The sequence below is a fragment of the Pseudomonas sp. S3(2024) genome (assembly GCF_036861315.1).
GTDB classification, from domain to species: domain Bacteria; phylum Pseudomonadota; class Gammaproteobacteria; order Pseudomonadales; family Pseudomonadaceae; genus Aquipseudomonas; species Aquipseudomonas putida_A.
On sequence record NZ_JAZAQQ010000001.1, the window covers coordinates 256774 to 271001 of the forward strand.

Here is a 14228-nt window from a genome sequence, read left to right on the forward strand (position 1 = left end):
GTGATCAGCCCAGGTTGTCCTGAATCACGCTCAACACTTTGCGCGCCACATCGGCCGGCGCAACGGTATTGATGTTCTTCTCTACGGTCACCTGAACGTTTTCACCGACCTTGCTCAGGCGAACCTGATAACGCTCGGCGCGGGCTTCAACTTCTTCCTTGGTCGGCGCACTGCCGAACAGGCTGCTGAAGAAACCAGGCTTGTCGTCTTTCTTCTCGGCTTTTTCGGCCAGGTTGATGTAGTACAGGCCCAGGCTGCGGTTGATGTCTTCAACGCGCCACTGACCTTGCTCCAGCGCACGACCGACGCTCGACCAGGCACGATCCAGGTCAGGACCGACGTTCAGCACCGGGTTGCCGCTGCCGTCTTCGCTGAGGCTGACACGGCTCGGGGTATCGAAGTCACGCGAAGCCAGCATCGACACCGAACCACCCTTCTCGGAGATCCGGCTCATGCTCGCGAGCATGTCGTCGACCAGCGCTGCGTCCAGGCCTGTGTTGACCGAACGGTTGGTGAAATCGACGTCGGCGGTGCTGCCGGCAGGACGCTCGGCGCTGACCACGTAGATTTCACTGGTGTTGCGCTGCACGCCTGGCTCGATACGCACCCGCACGCGGGTTTCGCTGTCGGCACCGACACCGGCGGCGCTCAGGCGCTTGGCCATGGCGGCGGACAGTTCGTCGGAATGCTGCCAGGTGGTGGTGAATTCGCCGGTTTGCGGACGCTGTTCATCCAGCCGGAAACCATTGTCCTGGAAGAACTGTACCGCCACTGGCCAGACTTCGGCCGGAGGGTGCTGGGCCACGACCCAACGCGAGTCACCGCTCTTCTGCAGCGAGTAGTCGGTCGCCTCGGCAACCGCCGTCAGCGGTTGCGGGCGCGGTACCACGTATTCGCCCTTCGCCGTGTCATCAGCCACGTTGCGCGGGATCGGCAACAGCGGATCCAGACGCTTGGAGGTGCTGACATTCGGTGGCAGTTGCATCGGTGCAGTCTGTTGCGCTTCCAGGTAATCGCTACCACGGTCACGGAAATAACCTTCCGGGCCCCAGACCCATCCGCAGCCACTGGTGCTGGAGATAATCAAGGCAAGTGCGGAAAGTCCGGCCATTCGCTTCATGCGTTGTACTTCCTCAATTAAACCAGGACGCTGCACTGGCGCAGGGCCGTGCGAAGCGTTTCATGACAAGGAGCGCTCAGCCAGGTCAACGGCAGGCGGATGCCTTCGTGCATCAGGCCCATTTCAACCAAAGCCCACTTCACCGGAATCGGGTTGGCTTCGATGAACAGGTCCTTGTGCAGCGGCATCAATTTTTCGTTGATCGCCCGTGCGGTCTCGGCGTCGCCTTTCAGCGCGGCCTCGCACAGGTCAGCCATTTCGCGCGGGGCGACGTTGGCCGTTACGGAGATGTTGCCTTTGCCGCCCAGCAGGATCAGCTCGACCGCGGTCGGATCATCGCCGGACAGCACGATGAAGTCCTTGCTCACGCCGTCGATGATGGCTTTGGCGCGTTTCAGGTCGCCGGTGGCTTCCTTGATGCCGATGATGTTCGGCACGGTGGACAGGCGAATCACGGTCTCGGCCTGCATGTCGCAGGAGGTGCGGCCGGGAACGTTGTAGAGAATCTGTGGAATGTCGACGGCTTCGGCAATGTGCTTGAAGTGCTGGTACAGGCCTTCCTGGGTCGGCTTGTTGTAGTACGGAACTACCAGCAGGCAGGCGTCGGCGCCGGCTTCCTTGGCGTTGCGGGTCAGCTCGACGGCTTCGCGGGTCGAGTTGGCGCCGGTACCGGCGATCACCGGAATGCGCCCGGCTACCTGTTTGACCACGGCTTTGATGACGGCGATGTGTTCTTCTACATCAAGGGTCGCCGACTCGCCGGTAGTACCGACCGCGACAATGGCATGGGTGCCGTTCTTGAGATGGAAGTCCACGAGTTTGCTGAGGCTGTCCCAGTCAAGACGCCCTTGTGCATCCATGGGAGTGACCAGTGCCACCATACTGCCCGCAATCATGAAACCGCTCCTGCCGGAAAAAGAGAGCGGTAATGGTACTGGCGCCAAGATGCTTGCACAAGCGAAGTACTGCGCCGCCATTCCCCTTGGCGTCGGTTTTCGCTACCCTTCAGACTTTGATCGGTACAGATCAGCTTGTACGCCGGGTTCCAGCCTCCCCTTTCGGCCTCCCAGGCCCCGTTCCAGTGTCGCTGCTGCACGCTCCGCCTTTATTGGAGCGAATTGCGAGCCACGGCCCGGGGCTTTCTGAACGGGCACGCGCAGACGCTTCCCGACGGCCAACGCCCATCGACCTACCGACCGCTCATCGCTTTAGGAATGCTGCATGTCCACCCCCACAGTTCGCGAACAATTCCTTGTCATCAGTGCCCTTGGCGCCAACCCCATGGAGCTGACTAACGTCCTGTGCCGCGCCAGCCATGAAAATCGCTGCGCCGTCGTCACCTCCCGCCTGACTCGCCATGGCGAATGCAGCGCCCTGGTGCTGGAAATCTCCGGCAGCTGGGACGCGCTGGCCCGCCTCGAAGGCAGCCTGCCGACCCTGGCCAAGCGCCACGCCTTCACCGTCAACGTGGTGCGCAGTGCGGCCCTCGAAAATCGTCCACAGGCCCTGCCGTACGTGGCTTATGTCAGTTCGGCGTATCGCCCGGACATCATCAATGAGCTGTGCCAGTTCTTCATGGATCACAACGTCGAGCTGGAAAACCTGACCTGCGATACCTATCAGGCCCCGCAGACCGGCGGCACCATGCTCAACGCCACGTTCACCGTAACGCTGCCGGCCGGCACCCAGATCAGCTGGCTGCGCGACCAGTTCCTGGATTTCGCCGACGCGATGAACCTGGATGCGCTGATCGAACCTTGGCGCCCACAAAACCCAATGTAAGGAAGCTTTCATGGCCGTTGTCATCGACCAACCGGTTGCGGATTTCGAAGCACCTGCCACCAGCGGGCAGACCGTCAGCTTGTCCGCCCTGAAGGGCAAGCAAGTGGTGATCTACTTCTATCCGAAGGACAGCACCCCCGGCTGCACCACCGAAGGCCAGGGTTTTCGTGACCAGTACGCGGCGTTCCAGGCCGCTAATACCGAGATTTTCGGTATCTCCCGCGACAGCCTGAAGTCTCACGAGAACTTCAAGTGCAAGCAGGAATTTCCGTTCGAGCTGATCAGCGACAAGGACGAAGCCGTCTGCCAGCTGTTCGACGTGATCAAGTTGAAGAAACTGTATGGCAAGGAATATCTGGGCGTTGATCGCAGCACGTTCCTGATCGACAAGAATGGCGTGCTGCGCCAGGAATGGCGCGGCGTGAAAGTGCCGGGACATGTGGATGCTGTGCTGGCTGCGGCTCAGGCCTTGAATAAAGCCTGAAGGTTTTGCGTCGCCCTCATTGACGCCTTCGCGAGCAGGCTCGCTCCCACATTGAACTTGTGAACGGCACAGATCCAATGTGGGAGCGAGCCTGCTCGCGAATAGCCTTCATCTAAAATCTGGCTCAACCGCTACAGCAGCGGAGCGACAACCGGCTCCTTGCGCGGCCACGCATCCAGCACGGCCTTGAACAGCGTCGCCAGCGGAATTGCGAAGAACACGCCCCAAAACCCCCACAACCCGCCAAACAACAGCACCGCACAAATGATTGCCACCGGGTGCAGGTTGACCGCCTCGGAAAACAGCAACGGCACCAGCACGTTGCCATCCAGGGTCTGAATGATCCCGTAGACCGCCATCAGATAGATGAACTGATCGCTCCAGCCCCACTGGAACAACGCAATCAGCAACACCGGCACGGTCACCACCACCGCGCCGACGTACGGCACCACCACCGACACCCCGACCAGCAACGCCAGCAGCGCCGCATAGTTGAGGCCGAGCGCGACGAACGCGATGTAGGTCACGCCGCCACAGATCACGATCTCGATAACCTTGCCACGAATGTAGTTGGCGATCTGCCGGTTCATTTCCTGCGCCACGCGGGTGATCAGCGCTCGCTCACGGGGCAGATAGCCGCGCACCCACTCGCCGATCATGGCCCGATCCTTGAGAAAGAAGAACACCAGAATCGGCACCAGCACCAGATAGATCATGATGTTGACCAGCAGCGGCAGGCTCGACAGGGAAAAGGTCAGCGCCCATTGGCCGAACTTGCCTATCTCGCCACGCGCCGCTTCGATGGCCTGCAACACCTGCTCGTCAGAAACCAGATGCGGATAACGCTCGGGCAGCAACAGCAGCAGCGACTGCCATTTGGCGAGCATCCCCGGCAACTCGTTGAACAGCGTGATCAACTGATGCCACAGCAGCGGCAACACCACCACGATGAACACCAGCAACACGCCCATGAACAGCGCAAAAACCAGGCCCACCGCCGCCGCGCCAGGCACGCGCATACGCTCTAGTGCGAGTACCAGCCCCTGCATCAGATACGCCAGCACCATGCCGGCCAATACCGGCGCGAGCATGCCACCGAGCGTGAGCACTGCGGTGAAGGCGAGAAACAGCAGCACCGCCAGCACCACCGCTTCTTCGTCGGAAAAGTAGCGCTGAATCCAGTCGCGTAACACTTTGAACATCAATAATCCTTAGGTCTTTTACGCTGTCGGTTCAGGCTTTTTTCAACCAGTAACGGTAGACGCCCGCTTCGTCTTCTTCGCGCAGCAGCGTATGACCGGCCAGACGGGCAAAGGTGCGGAAGTCGCGCTGCGAACCCGCGTCCGTGGCGATCACCTTGAGCACCGCGCCGCTGGGCAGCTTGTTGAGTTCCATCTTGGCCTTGAGCAACGGCAACGGGCAATTCAGGCCACTGGCGTCCAATTCACAGTCATGGGCTACAGCGTCAGTCATTGCGTCACTCCGGTTCAGGTGGTTGAGGGGCCTAGAATATCTGGTCGCAAGCCCGGTGTCCGGCTACAGTAAGGTCTTTGTCTTCTAAGGCTTTGTGCATGACATTTCTGCGCCCTACCCTGCTGACGCTCGCTTGCCTGCTCGCCTCACCGGGCTTTGCCGACGATCTGCCGTCACTTGGCGACGCCAGTTCTGCCATTGTCTCTCCGCAACAGGAATATCAGCTGGGCCGCGCCTGGTTGGCGATGTTGCGCAGCCAGGTTGCACAGCTCAACGATCCGCAGCTCAAAGACTACGTCGAATCCAGCGTCTACAAGCTGGTGGAAACCAGCCAGGTGACCGATCGGCGCCTGGAATTCATTCTGATCAACAGCCCGCAACTCAACGCTTTCGCGGCGCCGGGTGGCGTGGTCGGGGTCAACGGTGGCCTGTTCCTCAACGCGCAGACTGAAGGCGAATACGCCTCGGTACTGGCCCACGAACTGGCGCACTTGTCACAGCGCCACTTCGCGCGCGGTGTAGAAGCTTCGCAGCGGATGCAGGTACCGATGATGGCGGCGCTGCTCGCCGGGATCGTGATTGCCGCCGCCGGTGGCGGTGATGCCGGGATCGCGACCATCGCCGGCACTCAGGCCGCAGCCATTCAGTCGCAGCGTACCTTCTCGCGCCAGAACGAGCAGGAAGCCGACCGTATCGGCATCCTCAATCTGGAAAAGGCAGGATACGACCCGCGCTCGATGCCGACCATGTTCGAACGCTTGATGCGCCAGTATCGCTTCGACGCCAAGCCGCCAGAATTTCTGCTGACTCACCCGGTGACCGAATCGCGTATCGCCGACACCCGTAACCGCGCAGAACAAGCGCCGGCGGGCGGCATCGAAGACAGCATGCGCTATCAGCTGATCCGCGCCCGTGTTCAGCTGATCTACGAAGAAACCCCGGGACTGGGCGCCAAGCGCTTTCGTGCACAACTGGACGAGAACCCGAAGAACGACGTGGCGCGCTATGGCCTGGCGATCGCCCAGATCAAGGGCGGCCAGCTCAATGAAGCCAGGGAGAATCTCAAACAGCTGCTGGCCAAGTCACCCAACGAGATCATCTACAACCTCGCGCAGATCGACCTGGACATTACCAACAACCGCCTGCCGGATGCGCAAACGCGGGTTGACCGGATGCTCACCCAGTATCCGGGCAACTACCCACTGAATCAGGTTCGGGTCGATCTGTTGCTGAAACAGAATCGCACCGCCGACGCCGAGAAAGCCCTCGACAGCTTGCTCAAATCCCGTCCGAATGATCCGGACGTGTGGTATCAGGTCGCGGAAACCCGTGGTCTGTCCGGCAACATCATCGGTCTGCATCAGGCTCGCGCCGAGTACTTCGCGCTGGTCGGCGATTATCGTCAGGCGATCCAGCAGCTTGATTTTGCCAAGCGCAAGGCGGGCAGCAACTTCCCGCTGTCCTCGCGGATCGATGCACGCCAGCGCGAGCTGATGGAGCAGGAGCGCATGATCAAGGACATGATGGGCTGAGTTTTCATCAGCGACAAAAAAATTCAGGTATAAAAAAACCGCCTCTTTCGAGGCGGTTTTTATTTCACCGCAACCGGGTTATTCAGCCAGTTTGAAGGTGATGAAGCTCGCGCGACCTTCACGCAGAACACGCATCGACACCGAACGATTCTTTGGCAGCGCCTTGGCGATCTCGGCGAACTCCTTGGTGGAGCCGATGGCCTGGTTGTTCAGGTGAGTGATCACGTCACCCGGCTGCAGACCGATCAGTGCCGCAGGACCATCCTGAACATCCTTGATCACCACACCCCCCTTGAGGTCGTAGGTTTTCTTTTGCTCGGCGGTCAGCTCGATCACCGACACACCGAGGCGGTTACTGCTGCTTTCCGCGCCGGATTTCGGCAGTGCTGCCAGCTCTTTGTCCTCGTCCGGAATCGCACCGACGGTCAGCTCGACATTCTTGCGCTTGCCGTCACGAATCACTTCAAGGTTGGCCTTGGCGCCCGCTTTCAGCGCACCGACCAGGTGTGGCAGATCGGCGGACATGACGATCGGCTGACCGTTCATGCTCAGGATCACGTCGCCCACTTGCAGGCCACCCTTGGCTGCCGGACCGTCATCCTGAATCTGCGCAACCAGCGCACCGGCCGGCTTATCAAGACCGAACGACTCGGCCAGATCCTTGTTCACTTCCTGGATGACCACGCCCAGCCAGCCGCGGCTGACTTTGCCACCGCTTTTCAGCTGATTGGAAACGTCCATCGCCACGTCGATCGGAATGGCGAACGACACACCCATGAAGCCACCGGAACGGGTGTAGATCTGCGAGTTGATCCCGACCACTTCACCGTTCAGGTTGAACAGCGGGCCACCGGAGTTACCCGGGTTGATCGGCACGTCGGTCTGGATGAACGGCACGTAGTTTTCGTTCGGCAGGCTACGGCCGACGGCGCTGACAATACCTTGGGTCACGGTGTGGTCAAAGCCGAACGGCGAACCGATCGCCACGACCCACTGACCCGCCTTCAGGTCTTGGGACTTGCCGAGCTTGAGCACCGGCAGATCCTTGCCATCGATTTTCAGCAGGGCCACGTCGGAGCGAGGGTCGGTACCGATCAGCTTGGCTTTCATTTCACTGCGATCAGCCAGACGCACGAGGATTTCGTCGGCATCGGCAATCACATGGTTGTTGGTCAGGATGTAGCCATCGGAGGAAATGATGAAGCCCGAACCGAGCGATTGCGCTTCACGCTGACGATCGCCGCGCGGCGAACGCTGCTGAGGCGGCATGCCACGCTCGAAGAACTCGCGCAACATCGGCGGCAAGCCTTCCAGGTCAGGCATCTGCTGGTTCACCTTGCGGTCCGGCAGCTTCTGCGTGGTACTGATGTTCACCACTGCAGGCGAGGCCTGTTCAACCAGTTGGGTGAAATCCGGCAGGTCGGCCGCCTGGACAGCGGGGACAGCCTGACCCAGCACCAGCACGGTGGCGAAAATGGAGAGATAAGACTTCAAGCTAAGTATCGACATACAGCTCCCGTTACGACGAGCAGGGTTAAGCGATATGGAGCAAGGAACACCGGGAACCGCGGGCCGGTATTTTTGTTCCGGGAACAACAGACAAGGCCAGAGCCGTGAGGCTCTGACCTATAAAAAACTTTCAGGTGATTTGCAAATGAAAATGCTGAGCAAACATTTCATCTACGTCTCGAAGAAGAAGTGGAAATGACTGAAATCAGCTCACTGCTTGCTGGTTGCAGCGCCATCGTTGCGCATCGAAAGGGCAATCCTCTCGGCCGTGCCGATTGGAATTTCGCCGACCACCGTCACCATCATCTCACCCTCAGGCGTAGTGAGGCGGCGGGAAACAGCGACAGTCGGCCCCAACTGCGTGCGGGTATCGGTCACTGTTGCACCGTTCAACGGCTCAAGAAATACCGAAAACCGCGCCAGCCCGTCGTCATACATCAGGCTGCTGACTTGAGTCTTGGTTTCAGAATCTTTGTGTGAAGTACTGCTGGTCAGCACGAAACCCGGAGGCAGCCAGTCGGAATGCCAGACCTGAGCTGTCTTAACGGCAGACGCCTTATCACTATCAATAGTAACGGCCTTGCACTCGGTGCCAGCTTGCAGATCTTTGTCCGACGGGACATCAGCGGTATTCAGGCTGGTGAACTGGAAACGCTCGAGTAGCTGCCCCTTGTCGTTGAGCAACAACGACTTCAGTGGCAAACCGGTCTGTTTATCCAGATGCAGTTCAAAACCATAACGATGCTGGTCGCGGGGCGTCAGCGATACGATGACCGCATCACGCCCGGCCACGCGCGACTTGCCGATGACGGCAAGCTCATACCAGTTTTTCAGCTTTTGGGGATCAAGCGAACGAGCGGTCGAGTTGGGAGAGTCTCCCAACCCCGCAATCAGAGTGCCGCTGACGCATTGAGTATGCCCATCAACACGCAAGACTTCCTGAGCCGACCCGTCGAGCTGAAGCAAACGCTCGCGGATCTGACCGTTCTGGACACGATGCCAGATATTGTGGGTAGAAAAACTACCGTTACGCTCGTATACGAAAGTGCCTTGAAAGCTTTGCTGCTGCTCGGCCTGACCCAGGCGGATCAACCAGTCCTGGGCCTCGTCGGCATGGGCTGGAACAATGAACCAGCTGCTAAGCAGAAGCGAAAGTAGAGGTATGGCGCGCATGATCCTCCTTAACGGTTTTCCATGCTTGCCGCACGCGCATAAGGCAGAGCGCTTTCAGTACCTTTCAATGCAGCTTGCTGGGCATGCTGACGCAGATAGCCTGGCAGACGCTGATCGTGCCAGCCTGGCTGACCTTGCAGGACGCCGTTGGCCATCGGACCGGTAGTTTCCGAGCTTTCCTTGTAGCCAGCCAGGACGGCCGGGCCTTTGACCTGCGGCGCAACCAGCGAAGGCTGATTGGACTGCTGGGCCAGTTCGACGCCAGCGATTTCGTCCTGGTTGTACAGGCGCACACCAGCCAGTACCGCAACGGTCACCGAAGCCGCAACGGCCAGACGACCCAGGTTGCGCCAAGGGCCGCGGGATACTTTGGCTGGAGCCGTTTCGTCTTCCAGCGCAGCAGAAACTGCCGCAGCAATGTCCAGACGCGGAAGCAGCAGATCCTTGTGCATGGCTGCCCGAGCGATCTGATAACGAGCCCAGGTCTCACGGGTTTCAACATCGTCCAGTGCATTGATCACTCGACGCAATTCCAGTTCGTCCGCTTCGTTATCCATCACTGCGGACAGCGATTCCTGCAGGGCTTCACGACTCATGGCGTTCCTCTCTTGGCTGTCGCCGCTGTCTCAGTTTTCCTGCAACAACGGCTGCAGGGCTTTATCGATGGCCTCCCGGGCGCGGAAAATCCGGGAGCGCACGGTACCCACCGGACACTGCATGACGCTCGCAATGTCCTCGTAACTCAGACCATCGAATTCACGTAAAGTTAAAGCCGTACGTAAATCCTCTGGCAGTTGCTGAATGGTTCGATGGACGGTGCCTTCGATCTCATCCCGCAGCAACGCGCGTTCCGGCGATTCGAGATCCTTCAGGCCATGATCGCCGTCGTAGAACTCTGCATCTTCAGAACTTACATCGCTATCCGGCGGCCGGCGGCCGCGTGAAACCAGATAGTTCTTTGCCGTGTTGATGGCAATGCGGTAAAGCCACGTATAGAACGCGCTGTCTCCGCGAAAGTTTCCTAGCGCTCGGTAGGCCTTGATAAAGGCTTCCTGAGCCACATCCTGGGCTTCATGGGTGTCGTGCACGAAACGCACGATCAACCCGAGAATTTTGTGCTGATATTTCAGCACCAGCAGATCGAAAGCTCGCTTGTCGCCACGCTGAACGCGCTCGACCAGCTGCTGATCCTCTTCCTGGGTTAGCATGAACACTCCTCGATAAGCATGGAGGAGGCTTGCATAACTAAACGACCAGACTTGCAAACATAGACTCGGGCTTTTCGCAAAAGTTCTCCCCCTCCAGGCAAGTTTCCTGCGGGCTCTGATTTGGCACGCACGAAAAACGCAGCGCGGGATAAACCGGCTGCGCGAATAATCTTGTCATCGGTTCGCCGGCAAAAACCCAATCGCAGGTTCTGCATTGAAGCCGACACTGTCCCGTGCTTCTGGCAACTGACTATTGATCTTGGGCCTCTGGCAAAAGTTCCAATTATTTATAGCCGGGCTGAAGCGACATTGAGCAACCGTGTGCTGAAAAAGCCTGTTTCATCCTCGATACAGTCGCCTTTTCCGAAAACGACGGAAAAAAACGTCCGACGAAACGTCAAGCTTTTGTCGTCACAGTAGTTTCACAATGCCATACGAGCCCGGCTATTGTGCCGCTCCACCCCTCTATATACTAGTGGGCTGTGTGGCTGTCTTGACTCGCCGATCCAGCTGTCTTGCGCCAACCCCGATCCGGGTCGCTTTGAGCGGAATCTTGAAATGAGCCAACAGTTTCAACACGATGTTCTGGTCATTGGCAGCGGCGCTGCCGGTTTGAGTCTCGCGCTGACCTTGCCGGGTCATTTGCGCATTGCCGTATTGAGCAAAGGTGATCTGGCCAACGGCTCGACTTATTGGGCCCAGGGCGGCGTCGCTGCCGTGCTGGACGATACCGATACTGTCGAATCCCACGTCGACGACACCCTGAATGCCGGCGGCGGTCTGTGCCATGAAGACGCGGTGCGTTTTACCGTCGAGCACAGCCGCGAAGCCATCCAGTGGCTGATCGACCAAGGGGTGCCGTTCACCCGCGACGAACAGTCCGGCACCGAAGACGGCGGTTTCGAATTTCACCTGACTCGCGAAGGCGGCCACAGCCATCGGCGCATCATCCATGCCGCCGACGCAACCGGCGCAGCGATTTTCACCACCCTCCTCGCCCAGGCCAGAGAACGCAGCAACATCGAACTGCTGGAGCAGCGAGTTGCCGTTGATCTGATCACCGAACGCCGTCTGGGCATGAGTGGCGAGCGCTGCCTCGGCGCCTATGTGCTGAATCGCGCGACCGGCGAAGTCGACACCTACGGCGCACGCTTCGTGATCCTCGCGTCCGGCGGCGCCGCCAAGGTCTACCTCTATACCAGTAACCCCGACGGCGCTTGCGGTGACGGCATCGCCATGGCCTGGCGCTCGGGCTGCCGGGTGGCGAACCTGGAATTCAACCAGTTCCACCCTACGTGCCTGTATCACCCGCAGGCCAAGAGTTTCCTGATCACTGAAGCCTTGCGTGGCGAAGGCGCGCACCTGAAGCTGCCCAACGGCGAACGGTTCATGCCGCGCTTCGACAAACGTGCCGAACTGGCGCCACGCGACATCGTCGCCCGCGCCATCGACCATGAAATGAAGCGGCTGGGCGTCGACTGCGTGTATCTCGACATCAGCCACAAGCCTGAAACCTTCATCAAAAGCCACTTCCCGACCGTCTACGAACGTTGCCTGGGTTTCGGCATCGACATCACCAAACAGCCGATCCCGGTCGTGCCGGCGGCGCACTACACCTGTGGTGGGGTAATGGTCGATCAGCATGGTCGTACCGACGTGCCGGGGCTGTACGCCATCGGCGAAACCAGCTTTACCGGCCTGCACGGGGCCAACCGCATGGCCAGCAACTCGCTGCTCGAATGCTTCGTTTATGCCCGCTCGGCGGCTGCGGATATTCTTGCGCAACTGGATGACGTCACCGCGCCAACCGCCCTGCCCGAGTGGGACGCCAGCCTGGTGACCGATTCCGACGAGGACGTGATCATCGCCCACAACTGGGATGAGCTGCGCCGCTTCATGTGGGACTACGTCGGCATCGTGCGCACCAACAAGCGCTTGCAACGAGCGCAGCACCGCGTGCGTCTGTTGCTGGACGAGATCGACGAGTTCTACAGCAACTATAAAGTCAGCCGCGACCTGATCGAGCTACGCAATCTGGCGCAAGTCGCCGAACTGATGATCTGCTCAGCCATGGAGCGCAAGGAAAGTCGCGGCCTGCATTACACCCTCGACTACCCGAACCTGCTGCCCGAGGCGCTCGACACTATTCTGGTGCCGCCCACCTACGCCGGCTGAACTTGAGCCGCACTCGCAGGCGTCGGTGCACATCCGCTGTCTGCGAGTCTCGCGGTACACAGATCGAGCGCACCCGCCGCTCCCCGCGCAAACGAAAGCGCAGCACCACGATCAACGGCAACGCCAGGCTGTCAGGGCGCAGCTGGACTGCTTGCCAGCCGCCCGCCTGATTCCACAATTGCCAGCCATCGGCGTCGCGGCGCAATCGGCAAAAAGCCTGCGGATGCTTCAGCAGAACCTGCCGTGGCAATACCCACGCGGCGTGCAGCAGACAGGCGAAAGCCCCGAGCAGACTGGCCCAGAGTGGAATCGACAGGAGAAACAAAACACCCAGAGCGAACGCCTGGGCCAACAGATACGCCGCCAGCAACTGCCGTGAGGCATGCCAGCGGCATTCGAACGTGTTACTTGGGCTGAACACGGTCCAGAATCATCCGGACCATGCGCTGCAGCTCAGGGTCTTCGGACTCACTGCGCTCCATGAACCAGCCGAACATGTCCTGATCCTCACAGGTCAGCAGACGGACATACAAGTCGCGATCGACCTGGTTGAGGTGCGGATAGACCTCTTTCACGAACGGCACCAGCAGTACGTCAAGTTCCAGCATGCCACGGCGGCTGTGCCAGAAGAGGCGATTGAGTTCAACTTGTTCGACCATGGAGCCCTCCTCAAATAGGCGCGCAGTATACAGCCCCGGCGCGGGTCGCACAGTCGGCTTTGGTCGGGCATCACCGATCCTTTATCAACTACCCATTTCAACAACGCGCCCTTATGATGTGCCCCAGACTTTTTACCCTGCGATGACCCATGGCCGATTCTGCTTTTTTCTGCACCCTGTCTCATGAAGGCGTACTCGCGGTTCGCGGCGTGGATGCCGGCAAATTCCTGCAAGGCCAATTGACCTGCAACATCAATTACCTCAGCGACAGCCTGGCCAGCCTGGGCGCGCGCTGTACGCAAAAAGGCCGGATGCAGTCGAGCTTCCGCATTCTGCTCGAAGGTGACGGCGTGCTGCTGGCGATGGCCAGCGAACTGCTGGAGCCACAACTGGCGGACCTGAAAAAATACGCGGTGTTCTCCAAATCCAAATTGACCGACGAAAGCGCCGCCTGGGTGCGTTTTGGCCTGGAGCACGGCGACGCCGCGTTGGCCAGCCTGGGTCTGAACCTGCCAGGCGAAACCGACAGCGTGGTGCGCAACGCAGGCCTGATCGCGATTCGCGTCTCGCCGGATCGCGCCGAACTCTGGGTACCGGCCGATCAAGTCGATGCCATCAAGGCCAAACTGGCCGCCGCCCTGCCTGAAGGCGAATTGAACCAATGGCTGCTGGGGCAGATTCGCGCCGGTATCGGTCAGGTCATGCCGACCACCCGCGAGCTGTTCATCCCGCAGATGCTCAACTTGCAGGCCGTCGGTGGCGTGAGTTTCAAGAAAGGTTGCTACACCGGCCAGGAAATCGTCGCGCGCATGCAGTACTTGGGCAAGCTCAAGCGTCGCCTCTATCGCGTAGAACTTGACGCGACTGAACTGCCGGAGCCGGGCACCCCGCTGTTCGCCCCAAGCCACAGCAGCGCCATCGGCGAAGTGGTGATTGCCGCCCGCGCCGCAGAAAAGATTGAACTGTTGGCGGTGTTGCAGGCCGAAGCTGCCGAAGCGGGTGATCTGCACCTGGGCGCCCTCGAAGGGCCAGCCCTGCATTTGCTCGACCTGCCCTACGAACTGGATCGCGACCGCGAAATCCAGCGCTGATCGCAGCTTTTGTTGCAACACC

At 59.7% G+C, this 14228-nt stretch carries 15 protein-coding genes; 5 read left to right on the plus strand and 10 right to left on the minus strand.

The features are described 5' to 3' along the window. Positions 1-4: 4 nt before the first annotated feature. Together bamC and dapA are read right to left on the minus strand one after the other, a co-directional pair. Positions 5-1120, minus strand: a complete 1116-nt coding sequence (gene bamC, locus VLA07_RS01220; protein WP_027614466.1) for an outer membrane protein assembly factor BamC — start codon at positions 1118-1120, stop codon at positions 5-7. Positions 1121-1137: 17 nt separating this feature from the next. After that, positions 1138-2016, minus strand: a complete 879-nt coding sequence (gene dapA, locus VLA07_RS01225) for a 4-hydroxy-tetrahydrodipicolinate synthase (RefSeq protein WP_041070368.1) — start codon at positions 2014-2016, stop codon at positions 1138-1140. Between the two features lie 325 nt (positions 2017-2341). Between dapA and VLA07_RS01230 the strand changes: the two genes are divergently transcribed. Together VLA07_RS01230 and VLA07_RS01235 are read left to right on the plus strand one after the other, a co-directional pair. After that, the gene (locus tag VLA07_RS01230) at positions 2342-2902 is read left to right on the plus strand and encodes a glycine cleavage system protein R (protein ID WP_007963284.1); all 561 of its coding nucleotides are present in this window, start codon (positions 2342-2344) and stop codon (positions 2900-2902) included. A 10-nt stretch (positions 2903-2912) separates the two neighbouring features. Next, entirely contained in the window at positions 2913-3386 is a 474-nt protein-coding gene (locus VLA07_RS01235) for a peroxiredoxin (RefSeq protein WP_003222570.1), read from the plus strand. 131 nt (positions 3387-3517) lie between these two features. Here the strand turns inward: VLA07_RS01235 and VLA07_RS01240 are convergent, their stop codons facing one another. Then, positions 3518-4588 (minus strand): AI-2E family transporter, encoded by a 1071-nt coding sequence (locus tag VLA07_RS01240; protein ID WP_027614463.1) that lies wholly within the window; start codon positions 4586-4588, stop codon positions 3518-3520. A gap of 31 nt (positions 4589-4619) precedes the next feature. After that, positions 4620-4859 carry a sulfurtransferase TusA family protein gene (locus VLA07_RS01245; protein ID WP_007963279.1) on the minus strand — a complete coding sequence of 80 codons (240 nt, stop codon included), beginning with the start codon at positions 4857-4859 and terminating at the stop codon, positions 4620-4622. A gap of 98 nt (positions 4860-4957) precedes the next feature. On the opposite strand from VLA07_RS01245, the gene VLA07_RS01250 reads away from it, so the two are divergent. Then, on the plus strand, positions 4958-6391 hold the full coding sequence (locus VLA07_RS01250; RefSeq protein ID WP_007963277.1) for a M48 family metalloprotease: 1434 nt from the start codon (positions 4958-4960) through the stop codon (positions 6389-6391). A gap of 78 nt (positions 6392-6469) precedes the next feature. On the opposite strand, the gene VLA07_RS01255 is transcribed toward VLA07_RS01250, so the two are convergent. The 4 genes from VLA07_RS01255 to rpoE form a co-directional block, all read right to left on the minus strand. Continuing rightward, positions 6470-7900 carry a DegQ family serine endoprotease gene (locus tag VLA07_RS01255; protein ID WP_007963275.1) on the minus strand — a complete coding sequence of 477 codons (1431 nt, stop codon included), beginning with the start codon at positions 7898-7900 and terminating at the stop codon, positions 6470-6472. Positions 7901-8110: 210 nt separating this feature from the next. Then, on the minus strand, positions 8111-9073 hold the full coding sequence (locus VLA07_RS01260; protein ID WP_333988282.1) for a MucB/RseB C-terminal domain-containing protein: 963 nt from the start codon (positions 9071-9073) through the stop codon (positions 8111-8113). Positions 9074-9081: 8 nt separating this feature from the next. After that, positions 9082-9669, minus strand: coding sequence for a sigma-E factor negative regulatory protein (locus VLA07_RS01265; protein WP_003222558.1), 588 nt, complete (start codon positions 9667-9669; stop codon positions 9082-9084). 30 nt (positions 9670-9699) lie between these two features. After that, entirely contained in the window at positions 9700-10281 is a 582-nt protein-coding gene (gene rpoE, locus VLA07_RS01270; RefSeq protein WP_003172477.1) for an RNA polymerase sigma factor RpoE, read from the minus strand. A gap of 558 nt (positions 10282-10839) precedes the next feature. Between rpoE and nadB the strand changes: the two genes are divergently transcribed. After that, entirely contained in the window at positions 10840-12456 is a 1617-nt protein-coding gene (gene nadB, locus VLA07_RS01275) for an L-aspartate oxidase (RefSeq protein WP_333988283.1), read from the plus strand. On the opposite strand, the gene VLA07_RS01280 is transcribed toward nadB, so the two are convergent. Next, a complete protein-coding gene (locus VLA07_RS01280; protein WP_330206414.1) occupies positions 12425-12877 on the minus strand; it encodes a protein YgfX in 453 nt (150 codons plus the stop codon). The genes nadB and VLA07_RS01280 overlap by 32 nt on opposite strands. After that, on the minus strand, positions 12861-13115 hold the full coding sequence (locus tag VLA07_RS01285; RefSeq protein WP_003222550.1) for an FAD assembly factor SdhE: 255 nt from the start codon (positions 13113-13115) through the stop codon (positions 12861-12863). The genes VLA07_RS01280 and VLA07_RS01285 overlap by 17 nt, the downstream gene beginning before the upstream one ends. A 149-nt stretch (positions 13116-13264) precedes the next feature. On the opposite strand from VLA07_RS01285, the gene ygfZ reads away from it, so the two are divergent. After that, entirely contained in the window at positions 13265-14206 is a 942-nt protein-coding gene (gene ygfZ / locus VLA07_RS01290; RefSeq protein ID WP_333988284.1) for a CAF17-like 4Fe-4S cluster assembly/insertion protein YgfZ, read from the plus strand. Positions 14207-14228 lie beyond the last annotated feature (22 nt).

Excerpts from the sequence above, each read along its gene's own strand:
- VLA07_RS01260 (WP_333988282.1), bottom strand. The coding sequence starts at position 9,073 with ATGCGCGCCATACCTCTACTTTCGCTTCTGCTTAGCAGCTGGTTCATT.
- VLA07_RS01245 (WP_007963279.1), bottom strand. The coding sequence starts at position 4,859 with ATGACTGACGCTGTAGCCCATGACTGTGAATTGGACGCCAGTGGCCTG.
- VLA07_RS01240 (WP_027614463.1), bottom strand. The coding sequence starts at position 4,588 with ATGTTCAAAGTGTTACGCGACTGGATTCAGCGCTACTTTTCCGACGAA.
- VLA07_RS01255 (WP_007963275.1), bottom strand. The coding sequence starts at position 7,900 with ATGTCGATACTTAGCTTGAAGTCTTATCTCTCCATTTTCGCCACCGTG.
- ygfZ (WP_333988284.1), top strand. The coding sequence starts at position 13,265 with ATGGCCGATTCTGCTTTTTTCTGCACCCTGTCTCATGAAGGCGTACTC.
- nadB (WP_333988283.1), top strand. The coding sequence starts at position 10,840 with ATGAGCCAACAGTTTCAACACGATGTTCTGGTCATTGGCAGCGGCGCT.
- VLA07_RS01250 (WP_007963277.1), top strand. The coding sequence starts at position 4,958 with ATGACATTTCTGCGCCCTACCCTGCTGACGCTCGCTTGCCTGCTCGCC.
- VLA07_RS01230 (WP_007963284.1), top strand. The coding sequence starts at position 2,342 with ATGTCCACCCCCACAGTTCGCGAACAATTCCTTGTCATCAGTGCCCTT.
- bamC (WP_027614466.1), bottom strand. The coding sequence starts at position 1,120 with ATGAAGCGAATGGCCGGACTTTCCGCACTTGCCTTGATTATCTCCAGC.
- VLA07_RS01285 (WP_003222550.1), bottom strand. The coding sequence starts at position 13,115 with ATGGTCGAACAAGTTGAACTCAATCGCCTCTTCTGGCACAGCCGCCGT.
- rpoE (WP_003172477.1), bottom strand. The coding sequence starts at position 10,281 with ATGCTAACCCAGGAAGAGGATCAGCAGCTGGTCGAGCGCGTTCAGCGT.
- dapA (WP_041070368.1), bottom strand. The coding sequence starts at position 2,016 with ATGATTGCGGGCAGTATGGTGGCACTGGTCACTCCCATGGATGCACAA.
- VLA07_RS01235 (WP_003222570.1), top strand. The coding sequence starts at position 2,913 with ATGGCCGTTGTCATCGACCAACCGGTTGCGGATTTCGAAGCACCTGCC.
- VLA07_RS01265 (WP_003222558.1), bottom strand. The coding sequence starts at position 9,669 with ATGAGTCGTGAAGCCCTGCAGGAATCGCTGTCCGCAGTGATGGATAAC.